General features: G+C 35.4%; 20 protein-coding genes. 14 read left to right on the top strand and 6 right to left on the bottom strand.

The annotated features are described in order from the left end of the window. Positions 1-11 precede the first annotated feature (11 nt). Positions 12-632, bottom strand: a complete 621-nt coding sequence (locus Q2T76_RS01200; protein WP_302083340.1) for a GyrI-like domain-containing protein — start codon at positions 630-632, stop codon at positions 12-14. Between the two features lie 106 nt (positions 633-738). On the opposite strand from Q2T76_RS01200, the gene Q2T76_RS01195 reads away from it, so the two are divergent. Then, entirely contained in the window at positions 739-1,935 is a 1,197-nt protein-coding gene (locus tag Q2T76_RS01195) for an MFS transporter (RefSeq protein WP_302083338.1), read from the top strand. Between the two features lie 49 nt (positions 1,936-1,984). On the opposite strand, the gene Q2T76_RS01190 is transcribed toward Q2T76_RS01195, so the two are convergent. Continuing rightward, positions 1,985-2,836: a YitT family protein gene (locus Q2T76_RS01190; protein ID WP_302083336.1), complete on the bottom strand. Its 852-nt coding sequence runs from the start codon at positions 2,834-2,836 to the stop codon at positions 1,985-1,987. Between the two features lie 126 nt (positions 2,837-2,962). Here Q2T76_RS01190 and Q2T76_RS01185 point away from each other — a divergent pair, with 126 nt between their 5' ends. Genes Q2T76_RS01185 through Q2T76_RS01175 form a run of 3 tightly spaced genes read left to right on the top strand, consistent with a single transcriptional unit; the run spans position 2,963 to position 4,732 of the window. Continuing rightward, positions 2,963-3,511 carry a DUF805 domain-containing protein gene (locus tag Q2T76_RS01185; RefSeq protein WP_302083335.1) on the top strand — a complete coding sequence of 183 codons (549 nt, stop codon included), beginning with the start codon at positions 2,963-2,965 and terminating at the stop codon, positions 3,509-3,511. Beyond that, positions 3,508-3,969, top strand: coding sequence for a hypothetical protein (locus tag Q2T76_RS01180; protein ID WP_302083333.1), 462 nt, complete (start codon positions 3,508-3,510; stop codon positions 3,967-3,969). The genes Q2T76_RS01185 and Q2T76_RS01180 overlap by 4 nt, the downstream gene beginning before the upstream one ends. A 31-nt stretch (positions 3,970-4,000) precedes the next feature. After that, positions 4,001-4,732 (top strand): DUF975 family protein, encoded by a 732-nt coding sequence (locus tag Q2T76_RS01175; RefSeq protein WP_302083331.1) that lies wholly within the window; start codon positions 4,001-4,003, stop codon positions 4,730-4,732. A gap of 13 nt (positions 4,733-4,745) precedes the next feature. Here Q2T76_RS01175 and budA read toward each other — a convergent pair whose 3' ends face one another. Beyond that, complete coding sequence (gene budA / locus Q2T76_RS01170; protein ID WP_302083329.1) at positions 4,746-5,459, bottom strand: acetolactate decarboxylase; 714 nt, start codon at positions 5,457-5,459, stop codon at positions 4,746-4,748. 15 nt (positions 5,460-5,474) lie between these two features. Continuing rightward, positions 5,475-7,151 (bottom strand): acetolactate synthase AlsS, encoded by a 1,677-nt coding sequence (gene alsS, locus Q2T76_RS01165; RefSeq protein ID WP_302083327.1) that lies wholly within the window; start codon positions 7,149-7,151, stop codon positions 5,475-5,477. A gap of 111 nt (positions 7,152-7,262) precedes the next feature. On the opposite strand from alsS, the gene Q2T76_RS01160 reads away from it, so the two are divergent. From Q2T76_RS01160 to Q2T76_RS01150, 3 genes are all read left to right on the top strand, one after another. Next, positions 7,263-7,685, top strand: coding sequence for a MarR family winged helix-turn-helix transcriptional regulator (locus Q2T76_RS01160; protein WP_302083325.1), 423 nt, complete (start codon positions 7,263-7,265; stop codon positions 7,683-7,685). A 421-nt stretch (positions 7,686-8,106) separates the two neighbouring features. Beyond that, positions 8,107-10,350 carry an excinuclease ABC subunit UvrA gene (locus Q2T76_RS01155; RefSeq protein WP_302083323.1) on the top strand — a complete coding sequence of 748 codons (2,244 nt, stop codon included), beginning with the start codon at positions 8,107-8,109 and terminating at the stop codon, positions 10,348-10,350. Between the two features lie 113 nt (positions 10,351-10,463). After that, positions 10,464-11,210 (top strand): SDR family NAD(P)-dependent oxidoreductase, encoded by a 747-nt coding sequence (locus Q2T76_RS01150; protein WP_302083321.1) that lies wholly within the window; start codon positions 10,464-10,466, stop codon positions 11,208-11,210. 25 nt (positions 11,211-11,235) lie between these two features. Here the strand turns inward: Q2T76_RS01150 and Q2T76_RS01145 are convergent, their stop codons facing one another. After that, the gene (locus Q2T76_RS01145) at positions 11,236-11,790 is read right to left on the bottom strand and encodes a cysteine hydrolase family protein (RefSeq protein WP_302083319.1); all 555 of its coding nucleotides are present in this window, start codon (positions 11,788-11,790) and stop codon (positions 11,236-11,238) included. A gap of 187 nt (positions 11,791-11,977) precedes the next feature. Between Q2T76_RS01145 and dhaK the strand changes: the two genes are divergently transcribed. From dhaK to Q2T76_RS01120, 5 genes are all read left to right on the top strand, one after another. Continuing rightward, on the top strand, positions 11,978-12,988 hold the full coding sequence (dhaK, locus tag Q2T76_RS01140; protein WP_302083317.1) for a dihydroxyacetone kinase subunit DhaK: 1,011 nt from the start codon (positions 11,978-11,980) through the stop codon (positions 12,986-12,988). Next, positions 12,978-13,556 (top strand): dihydroxyacetone kinase subunit DhaL, encoded by a 579-nt coding sequence (gene dhaL, locus Q2T76_RS01135; protein WP_302083315.1) that lies wholly within the window; start codon positions 12,978-12,980, stop codon positions 13,554-13,556. Before dhaK ends, dhaL begins: the two co-directional genes overlap by 11 nt. Positions 13,557-13,571: 15 nt before the next feature. Continuing rightward, complete coding sequence (gene dhaM / locus Q2T76_RS01130) at positions 13,572-13,943, top strand: dihydroxyacetone kinase phosphoryl donor subunit DhaM (protein WP_302083313.1); 372 nt, start codon at positions 13,572-13,574, stop codon at positions 13,941-13,943. An 18-nt stretch (positions 13,944-13,961) separates the two neighbouring features. Beyond that, entirely contained in the window at positions 13,962-14,681 is a 720-nt protein-coding gene (locus Q2T76_RS01125; RefSeq protein WP_302083311.1) for an MIP/aquaporin family protein, read from the top strand. Positions 14,682-14,753: 72 nt separating this feature from the next. Further along, positions 14,754-15,737: a dihydroxyacetone kinase subunit DhaK gene (locus tag Q2T76_RS01120; protein ID WP_302083309.1), complete on the top strand. Its 984-nt coding sequence runs from the start codon at positions 14,754-14,756 to the stop codon at positions 15,735-15,737. Here the strand turns inward: Q2T76_RS01120 and dhaS are convergent, their stop codons facing one another. Next, positions 15,738-16,286, bottom strand: a complete 549-nt coding sequence (gene dhaS, locus Q2T76_RS01115) for a dihydroxyacetone kinase transcriptional activator DhaS (RefSeq protein ID WP_302083307.1) — start codon at positions 16,284-16,286, stop codon at positions 15,738-15,740. Between the two features lie 118 nt (positions 16,287-16,404). Here dhaS and Q2T76_RS01110 point away from each other — a divergent pair, with 118 nt between their 5' ends. Both Q2T76_RS01110 and Q2T76_RS01105 read left to right on the top strand, forming a co-directional pair. Next, entirely contained in the window at positions 16,405-16,773 is a 369-nt protein-coding gene (locus Q2T76_RS01110; protein WP_302083305.1) for an iron chaperone, read from the top strand. Between the two features lie 11 nt (positions 16,774-16,784). Further along, complete coding sequence (locus Q2T76_RS01105; protein ID WP_302083303.1) at positions 16,785-17,066, top strand: hypothetical protein; 282 nt, start codon at positions 16,785-16,787, stop codon at positions 17,064-17,066. Position 17,067 lies beyond the last annotated feature (1 nt).

Raw genomic sequence — 17,067 nt, 5'->3', positions numbered from 1 at the left:
GAGTGTTCTTTTTATTTGAGTTTATATCGGAGAACGGTTTTGAGTTTATCTGGAGTAACTTTACGAAAATCAGACAAATATATTTCTCGATGTTGATAGTCACCCATGAGTGTTGTTCGCTCTAAATTGTTTTCTTCCATAAAGTCATGCATTTTTTGGAAGGTTTCAATTTCGGTGTCAAAAGGACCAGTATGCATTGCTTCAATCACTTTGCCATCTTGATAACTTTCCCATTTTACATCGGTGAAGTATTGATTGGATTTCTTAGCAATAACATTTTCTTTGATTTCATCAAATAATTCTTCAGTAGCAAGAACTGGTTGACGAATCATGATTTTGTAAACTAAAGCATCTTTATTTAAAGTTTCATTTTTGGAACCATCGCTTGTAGTCCAGACACCTTCCAGCGGATAGACGGTGTATTCAAACGGATTTCCTAGTTGGCCTTTCTTTAAAGCCATCCGAATTCCATAAGCAATTGGATAGAGAGCTTGGATATGTTCGGAAAAATCCGGTTGATTTGGATTCCCTGTTCCAGTAATGGTGATGTAATTATATTCGGGCAAGTCGAGTACTTGAATTCCCTTTGGTAGATAGATTTCTTTTTCTTCTTTACGCCATTCAAATTTCATAAATTTACTCCTTTTGAGAATTATATCTGATTTTTTGAGATTAGTGAATTGCCTGATGGGCATGTTTTGTTTTATAATTATTTAGTTTGAAAAAGGGAGGGTAAACATGAAGTCATTTAAATTTCGATTCATTGTCCTAGTGTTGATTTCATTTACATTAGGTTGTAGTGAATTTCTAATCTCAGGAATTATTAGTAATATTTCGCAAGACTTCCATGAGCCTCTATCAGTTGTGGGATTGTTAGTGACAATTTTTGCTTTTGTCTATGCAATCTGTACACCATTTGTTTCTATCATTATAGGAAAACATAAATATTTCAACGCCTTTTTTACCTTAATGATTATTTACATCTTGGGTAACTTAATGAGTGCGTTGTCGACTAATTTTACTATTCTATTAATATCAAGAATTATCACTGCTGCTGTTTCAGGGGCATTATTGTCGATTTCGTTAACCTATGGTAATGCGATTGCTCCGCCGAAGAAAAGAGCTTTTATGATTGCTTGGATTTTCTCTGGCTTCAGTATTGCTACCGTTGCCGGATTACCTATGGGGACCTATATTGCTCACATTGCCGACTGGCACTATTCTTTCTGGGTGATTATCGGACTATCTTTAATCACACTGTTCTTAGCCTCAATATCCTTACCTAAAGACTTGCAATCAGCTGGTGATGAAAGTATTTTTAAGCAATTAGATTTGTTAAAAGATCCATTAATTATTGTCGGTGTTATCTTACCAATCTTCAACGCTGCCGCAAGTAACTTATTTAATACATTTTTGACACCAGTATTTACTGGAATATTGAAATTCAGTGCTACTGAATTAAGTCTGACACTATCGATTATCGGAGTGCTTTCAATTATAAGTAGTCAAATAGCTGGGTGGTTAGCTGATCATGATGGACTAAAGAAAATTCCTTATATATTTGGCATCCAAGTCATTTTCTTCCTTCTTTTTTATTACACCTTAGGAAATGTTGTTTTAGCTATGATAGTCATTTTAGCGGCGGAACTAACCTTTAATATGACTGGATCATCAATTCAAATTCATTTCTTTGATGTAGCGGAACGTTCTTATCCACAATCAATGGTGTTAGCCTCCTCATTAAACCCAGTCTTTTTCAACTTTGGAATTTCTCTAGGATCGGGAGCTGGAAGCTGGGCCGTTCATGAATTCGGATTGAGATCAATTGGTTTCGGGAGTGCTGTTTTTGCAGTATTGGCAATTTTTGTGGTAGTTCTATTAAATAAGATGATAAGAAAAGAGCGTGATAATACACGCTCAGAAGTTGAGCAATAAAAAAGAGCTGATTAAATTCAGCTCTTTTTTATACTTTACTTGTCACGCTCTATATATTGCCGTTATGAACTTCGGCCATAGTGTCGGCGAGAATGAAAGCATCGGGATCGATTCCTTGGATAATGTTTAGAAAATGTCCGTAGTTTTGTGTCTCAGTAACAATCATTAACATTTGTTTGTGGTCATTCGAATACATTCCTTGGACATTAAAGACTGTTCCACCTGCTTCAATATCATAGGCCAAAGCTTGTTTAATTTCTTCAATCTTTGTTTCGCTCATTACATAGATAACTTGTTTCTTAATTACACCTGTTTCAATATAATTAATAACAATTGTTGAGATTCCCACAGATAGAATTGCCAAGAAGAAAGTCTCAAATCCGGAGACAAAAATATTTCCCAGGCAAACTATGGCATCAATTACGAATAGACTATTGGCGTTTCGAATGTGAAAGTATTTTTTGAAAATCATTGGTGGTACCGTGGTTCCACCACTAGGAGTATCGTGGCGATAAAGGATTGATAATCCTACACCAAAAATAATACTTCCAATAATATCTGATAAGAGAATGTTCTTAATTACCATGATATTAGGAGTAAGAGCAATCAATATTGGTAGTGTCACACTTCCAAAAGTGATTTTTGCAGTAGTGACTTTGTCCAAAAAGATATATGAAAGAACCAGCATGATAACGTTAAAAACGAAGAGGGTTGCCGCAAGTGGAATCTTAAACAATTCATTGAAGAGAATAGAAACACCGGTTGCGCCTCCTGCCGCAATTGAATGTGGTGCAAAGAACATGGTCACACTCATGGCAATTAGTTCAAGTCCAACGATAATAAGAATTAATTCAAATATCTTTTTAATTATTTTGTTTTGAGTCAAATTTTTTATATTCATACTTTTATTATGACAAAAAAATTTCTGAATAGCACGAAATAAGACAACCAATTTTCAGAAAACCTTCTTACCATTAGATAAATATGATAAAATAAAGTACATCATATTTGGGGAAGGAGGATAAAAATGTTAAAAGCTTATGCAAATTTTTGGAAGAACTATGTAAATTTCAAAGGCAAATCGACAGTTGCTGATTATTGGTGGACTGTCTTATGTAATGCAATTATTACTGCATTTTTAGTGATAGTATTTATTATTTCTCTAGTCGTTGTAATAGCAACTAGCCAAGATGATGCAAGTATGAGTATATTTGGGAGCATAATGATTGTTGTCGTAATATTCTTAATCTTGCTCGCGTTATGGAGCTTAGCAACTTTCATACCAAGGATTTCATTATTGGTAAGAAGAACTAGAGATACCGGATTATCACCTTGGTGGTGTTTACTACTATTAGTGAGATACATTGCTCCACTATTAGTAATACCGGCATTAATTGGGGCAATAACTAGTGGGATGTTTGATTCAATGGCGACAACTGATCCAGCATATATGACCGGATTCTTGTCATCATTGCTTCCCGCACGTACATTATTAGACTTGGCTGATTGGGGAGTAGCAATATTTTTCTTTATTGTTTCACTAATGCCAAGCAAAAAACAGGAGAGTAAAAAATGAACAAATCACTTATTAAAGGAATTTTTTGGTTAGCAATTATTCAAGTAATTGTATATATTTTCGGATTTAGCAACTGGGCAGCTGATACTTCAGGTTGGAAACCATTACTAAACATTTATTCATCAGGCTTTGGAACTATCATGTACTGGTCAGTTTTAGGGTGTTTAAGTGTTGTTATCACAGTATTATCAATTTATGTTTTATCAACAAAATCAGTTGGTAAAGGTGAAGGATTAGGAATTATCCTATCAATCATTGGTTCATTATTACCATTAGTATTGATGTTCTTCTTGATCATTCCTGCAACTGTCTTGATTTTAGCTGTATTCTTCATTAACTACTTGAATTTTAGAACAGCAAAACCTGCAAAGGCAGCTGCTAAAACAACTAAGACTACAACAAAATCAACAGCAGCTAAAGCTAAAACAACAAAAGCTGCAAGCAAAGCTACTAAGTAGTACCGTTCGGATTTGAGGGAGACTATTTTAAATGAAAACAAGAGCAGAATTAAAACAAGAAGTAAAAGAAACATTCAGAGGCAATTGGGGTAGTGCCATTATCATGTCTTTGATTCCTATGATAATCACATATCTTGTAAGTTTTATTTATCAAAGTGTTATAACTGGAATGACTGCATCCTTGGCATTTATTGATCCACAAGATACAACTTTTATAGCTGGTTTGTTAATACAAGCAATGTTTGTAATTTTCATAATTTCTTTAATCGTTAGCGTCGTAACTGGATTACTAGAGATCGGTGTTAACTTTCAGTTTATTGATTGGTTGAAGAATAAAGATTTAGAATTTTCACCAATCAAAGCACCTTTCAAAATTTTCAACGGGCAAGATTTCGTGAAAATTTTCTTAATCATGATTTTGGAAACAATCTGGGTTTGGTTATGGAGTTTACTATTTGTAATCCCTGGAATCATCAAGGCATATAGCTATTCTCAAGCTTACTATCTATACAAGAAAGCTAAAGAAGAAGGAACAGCTGATCAATATAGTGTAATGGACTATGTTACTCAAAGTAGAAAACTAATGAATGGCCACAAATGGGATCTATTCGTTCTTCATTTGAGTTTCATTGGCTGGTTCATTCTCTGTCTTATTACATTAGGAATCGGTTTGTTATGGTTCACACCATATATGAGTGCTACTCAAATGGCATTCTTTAACGATTTAGTTGAAAATCAAGACAACAAAAAAGCCGAAGCTTAAGCTTCAGCTTTTTTTATTTCTCTGCTTTTTCAATTGCTTCAGCAGTCTGACTATTGTCAAAATTATGTTGCATGTAATCAGTTGAATCAGTTGGTAAATGTTGAATTAAAGTATCAAGAATTTGTAATTGAGAATTTCCTTGTTCTAGTTCAAAGTCTAGAACATGGCCACCGAATTGATGGTCGTCAGCTAAGAAGTGACTATGACAACCACTAACGCCAACACCATTAAACAATTCTGGTGAATAGTAGGTCAATAATGTTCCAGTGGTGTTTTCACGTTCGAAGACACTTTGTTTCTCAGCCGTTTCTACTAATGTAGGATACGGTTTTTTTGATTTAGCAACCGCACGAGTTTTAATACTCTTGAAGGTTCCAGTTGTTAAAACTGCGAAGAAAGTATTGTTAGCATTCGCTTGATTAACAATTTCTTTTTCAAAATCAGACATCAACAAGTTGCTTACGTCGATGAAGTCTTTGAAGTCAGCTTGATGTACAGTGGCAAAAGGCATTGTGAAGCTGTCATTTACAACGTTAACCTTGCCATGACTATCAACTTGATAAGCAACACCATCAAGAATGATTAGCTCGCCATCGAGACCTTCACCAGTTCCAATTCCAGTATTGCCATGACTCAACAATTCTTTCATGGTCATGGTTCCATCTAATAATCCGTCAACTAACAATTCTAATGTTCCATGTTGATACAAAGTATTTGTATTCTCCATCGTTATACCTTCTTTTTAATAGAATGAATCAGCAATCATCTGTTTACTTAATTCAATATTATTACGGTAATCGATTGGAATATCAATTACAACAGGTCCTTCTGTGGCAAAGGCCTCATCTAAAGCACTGGCAATATCATAATCTTTAGAAACTTTAATTCCTTTAGCACCAAAACTTTCAGCATATTTAGCGAAATCAACTCCACCAACTTTAACACCAGCAGCTTGACCGTATTTTGCTTCGGCTTGGAACTTAACCATATCGTAATAACCGTCGTTCCAAACTAAGTGAATGATATTTAATTTATGTTCAACTGCAGTTGCTAATTCTTGACTTGAGTACATGAATCCAGCATCACCGGAAACAGAAATAACTTTCTTGCCTGGGTTAAGAAGAGCTGCTGAGATTGCCCAAGGCAATGCAACACCAAGTGTTTGCATACCATTACTGAAGAGTAATTTTCTTGGTTCATAACTCTTAAAGTGACGAGCCATCCAAATATAGTTACTACCGACATCAACGGTAACGGTTGTGTCATCAGTAACACGTTCTTGAAGAGCTTGGATTACAGACAATGGATGAACCAAGTTTTCATCATCTGAAACTGGTGGAATATCTTTTAATTGATGGTCTTCTCTAACTTTATTTAAGTAATCAGTTGTTTCAGGAGCTAGGTTGAACTTGTCAGTGAATTGTTCAACTAAGGCATCTAATGTATCAGCTAAATCTCCACGTAAAATCAAATCTGGTTGATAGTCAGTTGAGATTTCTGGCAAGATACTGTCCAAGTTAATAATTGAACCGTCGCGATCTTGGTTCCAATTACGAGCTTCATATTCAATTGGGTCATAACCGATAGTGATAACTAAATCACTCTTCTTAAGGAGAATGTCACCGGTTTGATTTCTAAATAGACCAACACGTCCGTAGAAATTATCGATTAGTTCATGAGAAATAATTCCAGCACCCTGGAAAGTTTCTACAACTGGGATGTTGATTTGTTTTAACAGTTTACGTAATGCCATGGTAGCTTTTGGTTCAGAGGCACGCATACCGGCAAGAATTACGGGCATTTCGGCGTTCTTAATACGATCAGCGAATTCCTTTAATTGTTCTCTTGCAGGTACACCTTGTGCAACATCTTGAACAGAAGTGATGTTTTGGCGAGTTACTTCACCATCCATAACGTCTTGAGGAATGGAAATAAAACTAGCACCACCCTTAGGAGCTTTGGCAATTTGATAAGCATTGGCAAAAGTTTCGGAAAGGTTGTTGCCATCTTCAACTTCAGCACTCATTTTAGTAACCGAGGTCAACAATTCTCGGTTAGCGATACTTTGATGACTACGACGAACTAAGTCATCACGAGTAACTTGTCCACCGATAGCCACGATTGGATCACCTTCAGAGGTAGCAGTAACTAGACCAGTAGCTAAATTAGCTACACCAGGACCTGAAGTTACAGCAACGACACCGGGTTTGCCAGTGATTCTACCAATTGCTCCAGCCATGAAAGCAGCATTTTGTTCATGACGAGTGACGATTAATTTAGGAGCGTTTTTGATGTTTTGATGTTCAATAACATCAAATAAACGGTCGATTTTGGCACCAGGTAAACCAAAAACATATTCAATTCCATGATTAACCATGGTTTCTACAAGTGCTTGAGCACCAGTTTTTTTATTTTCCATAGAAATTCTCCTTAGCTATGTTGATTTATCAACTTACTAATATCATAACCGGTTTAGTTGATTTGTCAACAATAAAAATATATTATAATAAGTATATTAGGAGATTAATCGATGATGAATGACTTAGGTAAATTAGCCCAGAATATTTCCGTATTACACCGGAAATTTTATAAAGATATGAACGTTAAATATCAGAAGTATCATTTGAATCCAACGGCTTCGTGCATCTTATTAATGGTGGACGATAATCCAGGAATTATTCAAAAGGAAATTTGTGATGGGTTAGTGATTGATAAAGCCTTAGCTACTCGTGAGATTAATAAAATGCAAGACATGGATTATATCCAAAAAGAATCCGGATCTGGTCGAACTGTGAAGTTAACTTTAGGAGCCGAAGGAAAGAAAGTCGCTCCTAAAATTCGTGAGATTAGAAAACAATGGTGGGCAGAAAAATTTGCCACAACAGGTGTGGATGAAGACTCTCAATTAGTTGAAGGAATTCAAACAGTTGTTAAAACAATTACGGGTGAATAAAGATTAGCTGATTGCTAGTCTTTTTTATTTTGCCAAAAGAAAAACAACCGACTAAAATTTACGGTTGTTCGATGGTACTTATTCAATTGTAACTAGTAAGTCCAGTTATAAGATGATATTCTGTTTTTCTTGTTCGCTGTGATTTCAGCGGTTTTTTCTAGAGAAATTATGACTGGAGTTACTATTTTCTGTGATTTCGATTTCGGAGCCCATCGGAATCACCTCCCTTTCTTGTCTCTCTTATTTACAACTATATTCTAAGTCCAAATTGAAAAAATTGCACGAAATATGCTCACAAGTTTATGTGGATAAATGACTGATATTATAGTGTTTTTATACATAAAATTTTGCTTGTTTTTTGACTAATAATTTCTTATAATAATAATTCGCGCCGCAAAAATATGAATTGGGAAGGAAAGCTATGACAAGTCAATTTATAGAGATAATCAATGATAATGAGAACAATTTGAAGAATGTCAGTTTGAATATTCCTAAACACAAGTTAGTGGTATTTACCGGAGTATCTGGCTCAGGAAAGTCATCAATTGTTTTTGACACCATTGCTCAAGAAGCTGGTAGACAACTTAATAGTACATATAGTAGTTTTGCGAGAATGTTTTTACCTCATTATAAACGTCCAGATGTTTATGATATCAAGAATTTATCAACGGTAATTACAATTGATCAGAAGCAACTTGGTGGAAACGCTCGTTCTACTTTAGGAACTATCAGTGATATTAATCCACTTTTTAGAGTTTTATTTTCCCGATTTGGTGAGCCTAGATATGGTGATGCCGCCAATGCATTCTCTTTCAACGATCCTGTGGGAATGTGTCTCAAGTGCCAAGGAATTGGCCGTAGTTATGTTTTGAATCGTGAATCAGCCTTTGATTATGATAAATCAATTTCTGAAGGTGGAATTCAATTACCGGGATATGGCGCTAATTCCTATTATATGACGATGCTTACTAGTTCACGATTATTTGATATTGAAAAACCGATTAAGGATTTTTCTGATTCTGAAATGAAATTATTGCTTCATGGAGGAGTTACAATTCCCAAAAGTGATGATAATAAGTTAAATCGTGAATTTGTTTTTGAAGGAGTCGAGGATTTATTTCTACGAATTAATGTTAATTCTGGAAAAGAAACCACATCTTCAAATCAAAAAAATATTGATAAGTTTGCAATAATGACTGAATGTGATGTTTGTGAAGGTAAAAGATTCAATCAAGAAGTTTTGAATTCAAAGATTAATGGTTTTAATATCTTTGATTTGACTGACATGCAACTAGATGAATTAGTTGCGACCTTAGATGATTTTAAAGATGAAGCAATGAAACCAATTATCGCTGATATTCAAAAACGTGTGAATGATTTAATTGGCATTGGATTAGATTATCTGAGTTTAACCCGAGAGACGACATCCTTATCAGGTGGGGAATCTCAACGTGTTAAGACAGTTAAGTATCTGTCTAACAGTTTGACAGACTTGACCTATATTCTTGATGAACCAAGTACCGGATTACATCCAAGGGATGTTTACCGCTTAAACGACCTACTATTGAAGTTACGTGATAAAGGCAATACGGTAATCGTAGTTGAACATGATCCAGATGTTATTAAAATTGCCGATTATGTGATTGATGTTGGTCCCAAAGCTGGAGCTCATGGTGGCGAAATTATGTACACCGGTGACTATCAAGGTTTACTAACTTCAGACACATTGACTGGTAACTACTTGCAGTCACAATTGCCAATGAATGATAACCCAAGAACTGCTGAGAACTTTATTGAGAGTAAAGTTAGTTCTTTACACAATTTACAAAACGTTCAATTGAAAGTTCCTGAGGGACTATTTACGGTGGTTACCGGAGTTGCTGGATCTGGGAAAAGTACGCTAGTTGATCAAGTGTTTGCTAGTGAACGCCCAGAAGCAATTGAAATTTCCCAAAACGCTTTGCATGCTAACAGTCGTTCTAATTCAGCTACCTACACAGGGATTATGAACCAAATTCGTAAACTATTTGCTCAAGCAAACGACGTTAAAGATAGCTTATTCAGTTACAATTCCAAGGGGGCTTGTCCAGAATGTAATGGAAAAGGTGTCATTGAGTTGAATCTATCATTTATGGATAATGCCGAAATTGAATGCCCAACTTGTCGTGGCTCACGATATGCTAAAGAAGTTCTGGGATATCAATTAAATGGAAAAAACATTGTCGAAGTGATGAGCTTATCAGTTGAACAAGCTAGAGAATTCTTTGATGACAAAAAGATTAATACTAATTTAGACAATTTATTGAATGTAGGTTTAGGATATCTATCACTGGGACAATCATTAGATACATTGTCAGGTGGTGAAGGACAACGTTTGAAGATAGCTAACGAATTGAATAAAAAAGGTAATATCTATATTCTCGATGAGCCAACAACCGGCTTACATACCTCAGATGTTGAGAATATCATTCGAATTATCAATGACTTAGTAGCTAAGAAAAATACAGTTATCGTTATTGAGCACAATACCGACGTTATGCGTTCAGCCGATTGGATTATTGATATCGGTCCAGATGGTGGCTCACATGGTGGTCAAATTGTTTATGAAGGACAAGTTTCTGGAATTAAGAATGCTAAAAATTCGATAACCAAAAACTATATCTAAAAAGCAAACCTTAGGGTTTGCTTTTTTTGTAGGTAGAAGCTAATTCAAGTGTATTTAATGAATACTTGATGTATAATTTTTTTGTGAACTAATACACAAGGGAGGGTTTTTGAATGCATTTGAAGAATAAAGTTGCTATTGTTACGGGTGCTGCTTCAGGTTTTGGTGAAGCCACCAGTAAGTTGTTTGCTCAACACGGGGCAAAAGTTGTTGCCGTAGATTATGATCTAGACAAGCTCCAAGCGGTTGTTAAAGAAATTAATGATCAAGGTGGAGAAGCCATTGCTATAAAAGCCGATGTTTCTAGTGCTAAAGATGTAGAAGGTTTTGTAAATGAAGCTGTAACAAAATTTGGAAAACTAGATATTATCTTCAATAATGCTGGAATTTTCATCCCCGGAACTGCTGAAGAAGTTACCGAAGAACAATGGGACAAAGTCATCAATATTGATTTGAAGTCGGTTTTCTTAGGTACAAAATATGCACTTCCCCATTTAAAGAAAACCAAAGGGGTAATTCTCAACACTGCTTCTGCTGGTGGAATCATTGGATTCCCTCAAGCTGTAGCCTATGGGGCCTCAAAAGGTGGTGTAATTTCACTCACCAAAGCTGTTGCCGTTGATTACGCCAAAGATGGCATTAGAGCCAACGCAATCTGTCCAGGTACTGGTGAAACAGGACTTACTAAAGAAGTACTAGAAGATGACAATATGAGAAATGGATTCTTAGCACCAATTCCATTGAAAAAATTTGCTCAACCAGATGATGTTGCTAAAGCAGCATTATATCTAGCTAGTGATATGGCTAGTTACGTTACCGGAGTTGCCTTGCCAGTTGATGGTGGCTGGACAATGTCATAGAGATAAAAAAGAGTAAGCAATCTGCTTACTCTTTTATTGTGGCTCCTAATGAGTTTTTGAAATGATTGAGCGACCATTCTTGACCGTTATCAGTAAAGGTAGCAATTCCTTTTTCATGAATTACAATCTTGTAACCAAGATTGTAAGCATCAACTGCAGTATGCAACACACAAATATCAGAACAAACTCCGACTAAATGCACCGTATCAACATGACGTTCTCTTAATAAAATATCAAGATTAGTACCAGCAAATGAACTGTAACGAGTCTTATCCATCAATTGAACGGTATTGGATTTGTTAGCTTGGTACCAAGGAGCTAACTTACCATAGAGTTCACGACCCCAAGTGTTTTCTTGATTATGAATTGGGAATAATTTGGTTTCAGGATGGAAAGGATCATCTTTGACATGAATATCTGTAGGTAAGTAAATAAACGCATTTTCTTTCATATTGTCAGCCAGATTAACAATGTAATCTTCAATTTCTTGACCGGGCTTGCCACAAGTCAAAGCACCATCATCGGCAACGAAATCATTGGTGTAATCAATAATTAGTAGAGCTTCTTTATTTGCATCCATAAATTTTCTCCTAAAGTTTATAGTTTGAATATAGTTGATATTGTTAGTTTGTACAAGCAAAGAATCTGATTTTGGACACTGGCAAATCAATTAATAAATAAGGGGACAGAATCCGAGTTCTGTCCCTTTCAAATAAAGCGCTTACAATTTACAATAAAGACAACAAATACGAAAGGACATCAAAACTATGAAAAAAATTATTAACAATCCGAGTGATATTATTCCAGAAATGGTCAATGGGCTTGTTCGCTCATATCCAAACTACTTGAAACAAATTGAAGGAACGTACGTTGTAGCTAGAAATGACGGCGACAAAAAGAAAAAAGTAGGAATTGTATCTGGTGGTGGTAGTGGACATGAACCATTGCATGCTGGTTTCGTTGGTAAAGGTATGCTTGATGCGGCAGTTTGTGGACAAGTGTTCACTTCTCCAACTCCTGATGAAGTTTTAGCAGCAATTAAGGAAAGCGACCAAGGAATGGGAGTGCTTTTAATTGTTAAGAATTATTCTGGTGATGTGATGAACTTTGACATTGCCAAAGATATGGCTGAAATGGAAGATATTAAGGTTGAACAAGTTATTGTTGATGATGATATTGCAGTTGAAGATAGTACCTATACACAAGGGAAACGTGGTGTAGCTGGAACAATTCTTGTTGAAAAGATCATTGGATCAGCTGCTGAAAATGGTATGTCATTAGAAGACTTAGCTACTCTTGGTAAAAAAGTAATTGAACAGACAAAAACTATCGGGGTGGCTCTAAAACCTGCAACTGTACCTGAAGTTGGAAAACCAGGTTTTGAAATTGCTGATGACGAAATTGAATATGGTGTTGGTATTCATGGAGAACCAGGATATAAACGCGAAAAACTAGTTGAATCTAAAAAATTAGTCGAGGAATTAATTACTAAATTAGATGCTTCATATGATGGATTATCAGGTAAAAAATTTGCCGTTTTGACTAATGGTTTAGGTGCAACACCGTTGATGGAACAATATGTCTTCATGAATGATGTTTTGAATAAACTAGAAGAAAAGAAAGCAAATGTTCTTTTCACAAAAGTTGGTTCATATGTAACTTCACTTGAGATGGCTGGAGTTTCCTTGACATTATTAGAGTTGACAGATGATGAATGGTTGAAGGAATTGAATGATTCGGCTAATACAATTGGATGGGGTGACACAAATGTTAGATAGTAAACAAATTCAAAAATGGATGCAACTTTTTGCTAAAGAAATAGCAACTAACAAAGAATATTTAAGTGACCTAGACGATGCAATCGGTGATGGTGATCACGGGAACAACATGGACCGTGGAATGATTGCTGTTATTGAAAATTTGGAAGAAAAGAATCCAACTGAAATAGCTGACAGTTTCAAAGTCATTGCCATGGCTTTGATGACAAAAGTTGGTGGAGCATCGGGACCACTTTATGGAACTGCCTTTCTCGAGATGGCAAAAGCTGCTCAAAATAGTGAAGATTTAGCAGAATTAATTGCCGCTGGTACTGCTGGAATTGCTAAACGTGGTGGTGCAAGTGCCGCTGATAAAACAATGCTTGATGTTTGGATTCCTACTTCAGAAGTCTTAAAAAATGGGCAACTAACTGCTGAAAAAGTCGACAGTTTTGTGGAATCAACTAAAGATATGCAAGGAAAAAAAGGACGTTCATCATATCTGGGTGAAAGATCAATTGGACACATTGATCCGGGCGCAGCATCATCAGGAATGTTATTCAAAACATTAATTGAAGTTACTAAATAAGTTGAGGAATAAATAATGACGAAGTACGGAATTTTATTAGTATCACATGTTTCGGAAGTGGTATTTGGTGTGAATAGATTAATTGAACAAGTAGCAAAAGATGTCCCAATTACAACTGCTGGTGGTACTGAAGATAATGATGTAGGAACCAGTATCGAAAAAATCAGTGCAGCCATTGAAAACAATGAAGGTGAAGAACTACTAGTCTTTTACGACTTAGGTAGTTCAAAAATGAATCTTGAATTGGCTGAAGAATTATCTGATAAGAAACTGCATATTTTTAACACAGCGTTTATAGAAAGCGCATATTCTGCAGCCGCTTTATTGCAAGTAAATGTGCCAATTGAACAAATCAAAAAAGAATTAGAACCACTTATTATTAAATAGAATGACGGAGAATTTATTATGAATGATAGTTTGTTTTTGCAATTGTTAGGTGAATTTATTGGTACCATGATTTTGGTATTACTTGGTGACGGTGTAGTTGCCGCAGTTAGTTTGAAGAAATCTAAAGCTGAAGGCGCAGGATGGATTGCAATCGCTTTAGGATGGGGACTTGCAGTAGTAATTGGTGTTTATGCATCAGCCTTTCTAAGTCCTGCACACTTGAATCCCGCAGTCACAATTGGGATGGCAATAGCTGGGAATATTGAATGGGCCTATGTAGTTCCATATATCATTGCGCAAACATTAGGAGCCATGGTCGGAGCAATTTTGGTTTGGTTACAATACCTACCTCACTGGAAAGAAACAGAAGATCAGGGTGCAATTCTGGGTTCATTTGCAACAGGTCCAGCAATTAGAAGTTATGGTGCTAACTTTGTTGCTGAAGCAATTGGTACATTTGTTTTAGTATTTGGCTTACTAGCATTTACCAGAGGCCAATTTACTGATGGACTTAATCCGATGGCAGTCGGTGTATTGATTACAGCAATTGGTTTCTCACTAGGTGGAGAAACTGGTTATGCTATCAACCCTGCTAGAGATTTAGGACCAAGATTAATTCATCAAATTTTACCTATTGCTAATAAAGGCCAATCTGATTGGGCATACAGTTGGGTTCCAGTATTTGGACCAATTGTTGGAGGAATATTAGGAGCAGGTTTATATAACTTAATCCCTTAATGAAAAAGCATCCTACTGTTTGGATGCTTTTTTTGATAAAATTAGGAAAAACGAAATACTGAGGTTTTGCAATTGAAGAAACTAATTAATGAGTCAGAAAATGTTGTTAAAGAAATGCTTTTAGGACTCAATGAAGTTCATCCTGAATTAACTGTTTCGATGGAGTTCAATAGTGTTATATATGATAATCAGCGAAAGGTTGTGTTGATTTCCGGGGGTGGTAGTGGACATGAGCCTTTAGATATTGGATATGTCGGTGAGAATCTCTTGGATGCGGCAATTGTTGGTGAACCCTTCGTTCCACCAGTTGCTGAACAAATTGTAGGAACCACTGAACTTTTTGATAAAAAGAAAGCCATTATTTTTATTGTAAAAAATTTCGAAGTAGATATTACTCAGTTTAAATTAGCAGCTAAACAATTAAAAACCGCAGGATACAATGTCCAGATACTTATTATTGATGATGATGCTTCTGTTGATCCGCAAACAAAAGATATTAGAAAACGTGGTGTTGCTGGAACGGTACTAATTCACAAAATTTTAGGTGCAGCTGCAGGCCAAGGATTAGATGCGGATAAATTATTAGAATTAGGCAGAATCATTAATGACAATTTATATACACTTGGGGTTGCAATGACTGGAGTAGAATTGCCAGCCGAGAACAAACCGTCTTTTGATTTAGAAGAAAATCAAATCTTTTATGGTGTAGGGATTCATGGTGAGACAGGTTATAGACGCGAAGAGTTCATATCTTCTGAGTTATTAGGTAGAGAGTTAGTAAACAAACTATTTCAAATCAGTGAACCCTCAGAAGATGAAGATATGATGATTTTAGTAAATAATCTTGGTAATCTGACGATGATGGAGAATCTAATCTTCACCAATGACGTTGTAAAATTGCTCAAACTAAAAAAAATCAACCCGATTTTAGTGAAATCAGGTTGTTATTTAAGTTCCTATAATATGGCTGGTGTTTCAATTACATTGTTAAAAATCAAGGATAAGAAATGGATTGAATATTTGACCCAAGAATGTGGTGGCTTTGCTTGGAAATAGCTATTTATGATTGATTTTAAATCCAGCAACTGTGTCTTCTAAGAAAGAAGTTAGTAATATTACTTCTTTTTCAACTGAGCGAGGATTATCAGTAGATATCCAAGAATCCAGCTGAACTAACAATGAATCAGCGAGAAATTCGATATTGAAGGTTAATCTTTCGGAATCCAGCTGGCAATTTTTATCATTAAAAATTAATTGAACTAAATTTTGGAAATGTTTTTCGATTGTCTTATGCGCCAAGTCAACTTGAGTGGTGTGGTGTAAAACTTTTTGAAAGAAAAGTCTGTTATTAAAAAAATACTTACATAACAACTTCATAATGTTTTGCCATTTTTCATAATCTAAGTTGTCATCAATAATTTCAGTTAATTCATCATTATAAATCCAGACAATGGCATCATATTTGTCTAGGAAGAAATTATAGAAAGTCTGTCGGCGCATATGAATGTTCTTCATAATTTCGGTCACATTAACATCATCAACAGAAGTTGTCACTATTAAGTTTTTACATGAGTTTGCGATTTTCTTTTGGGTTATGTAGGACAAGTTAGACCGCCTGTTCAAATTGGTTTCAGGTTAAAATACTTATGAGACTTAATATAGTTGATATTGCTAGTTTGTACAAGTGAGAAACGGTATAATAGTCCAAATAAGGGGTGAATTCATGAATAATTTTGATGAGTATTTATTAAAACTTGATAACCAAGATCATGCCCAACAGTTGGCAAAAGTTCTTGAATGGGTGTTAGAAAAGTATCCACAACTTGAAACCAGAGTCGCTTGGAAACAACCAATGTTTACCGATCATGAGACATTCATAATTGGATTTAGTGTGGCCAAGAATCATTTTTCTGTGGCAACAGAAAAAGCAATTGATTCATTCCGTGATGAAATCAAAGTTAGTGGCTATGAAAGTGGAATCAAGCTGTTCAAAATTCCATTCGATACAGAAGTTAATTACGATTTATTGGCAAAAATGATTGATTGGAATATAGAGAATAAAAAAGATATCACAACATTTTGGTGGAAGTAGGGAAATAAAGAGTGAAATGGATAAGTAAGTCAGCTATTTTTTCAATTTTAATTTTAGAACTTATTTTAATTGGAATTTTAGGCTACTCACAAAATATTGAACAAGAAAAAAATGCATTAATCTTATTTGGAATCAGTGTCAGCTTCGTCGGTTACCTGGTCAGTTTTAAACTAAGAGGCGACATTGTTGAAGCATTGATTAAACAAAACCAGAATAAAACTAAATTACGAGCTACCGGAATGATTATCTTTCTTCTAGGTTTAGCAGTTATCGGGCTATCATTTATCATTTAAA

It is taken from the genome of Lactobacillus sp. YT155 (assembly GCF_030504545.1).
GTDB lineage: Bacteria > Bacillota > Bacilli > Lactobacillales > Lactobacillaceae > BQUT01.
This window is presented reverse-complemented; position numbering and strand designations above follow the sequence as displayed.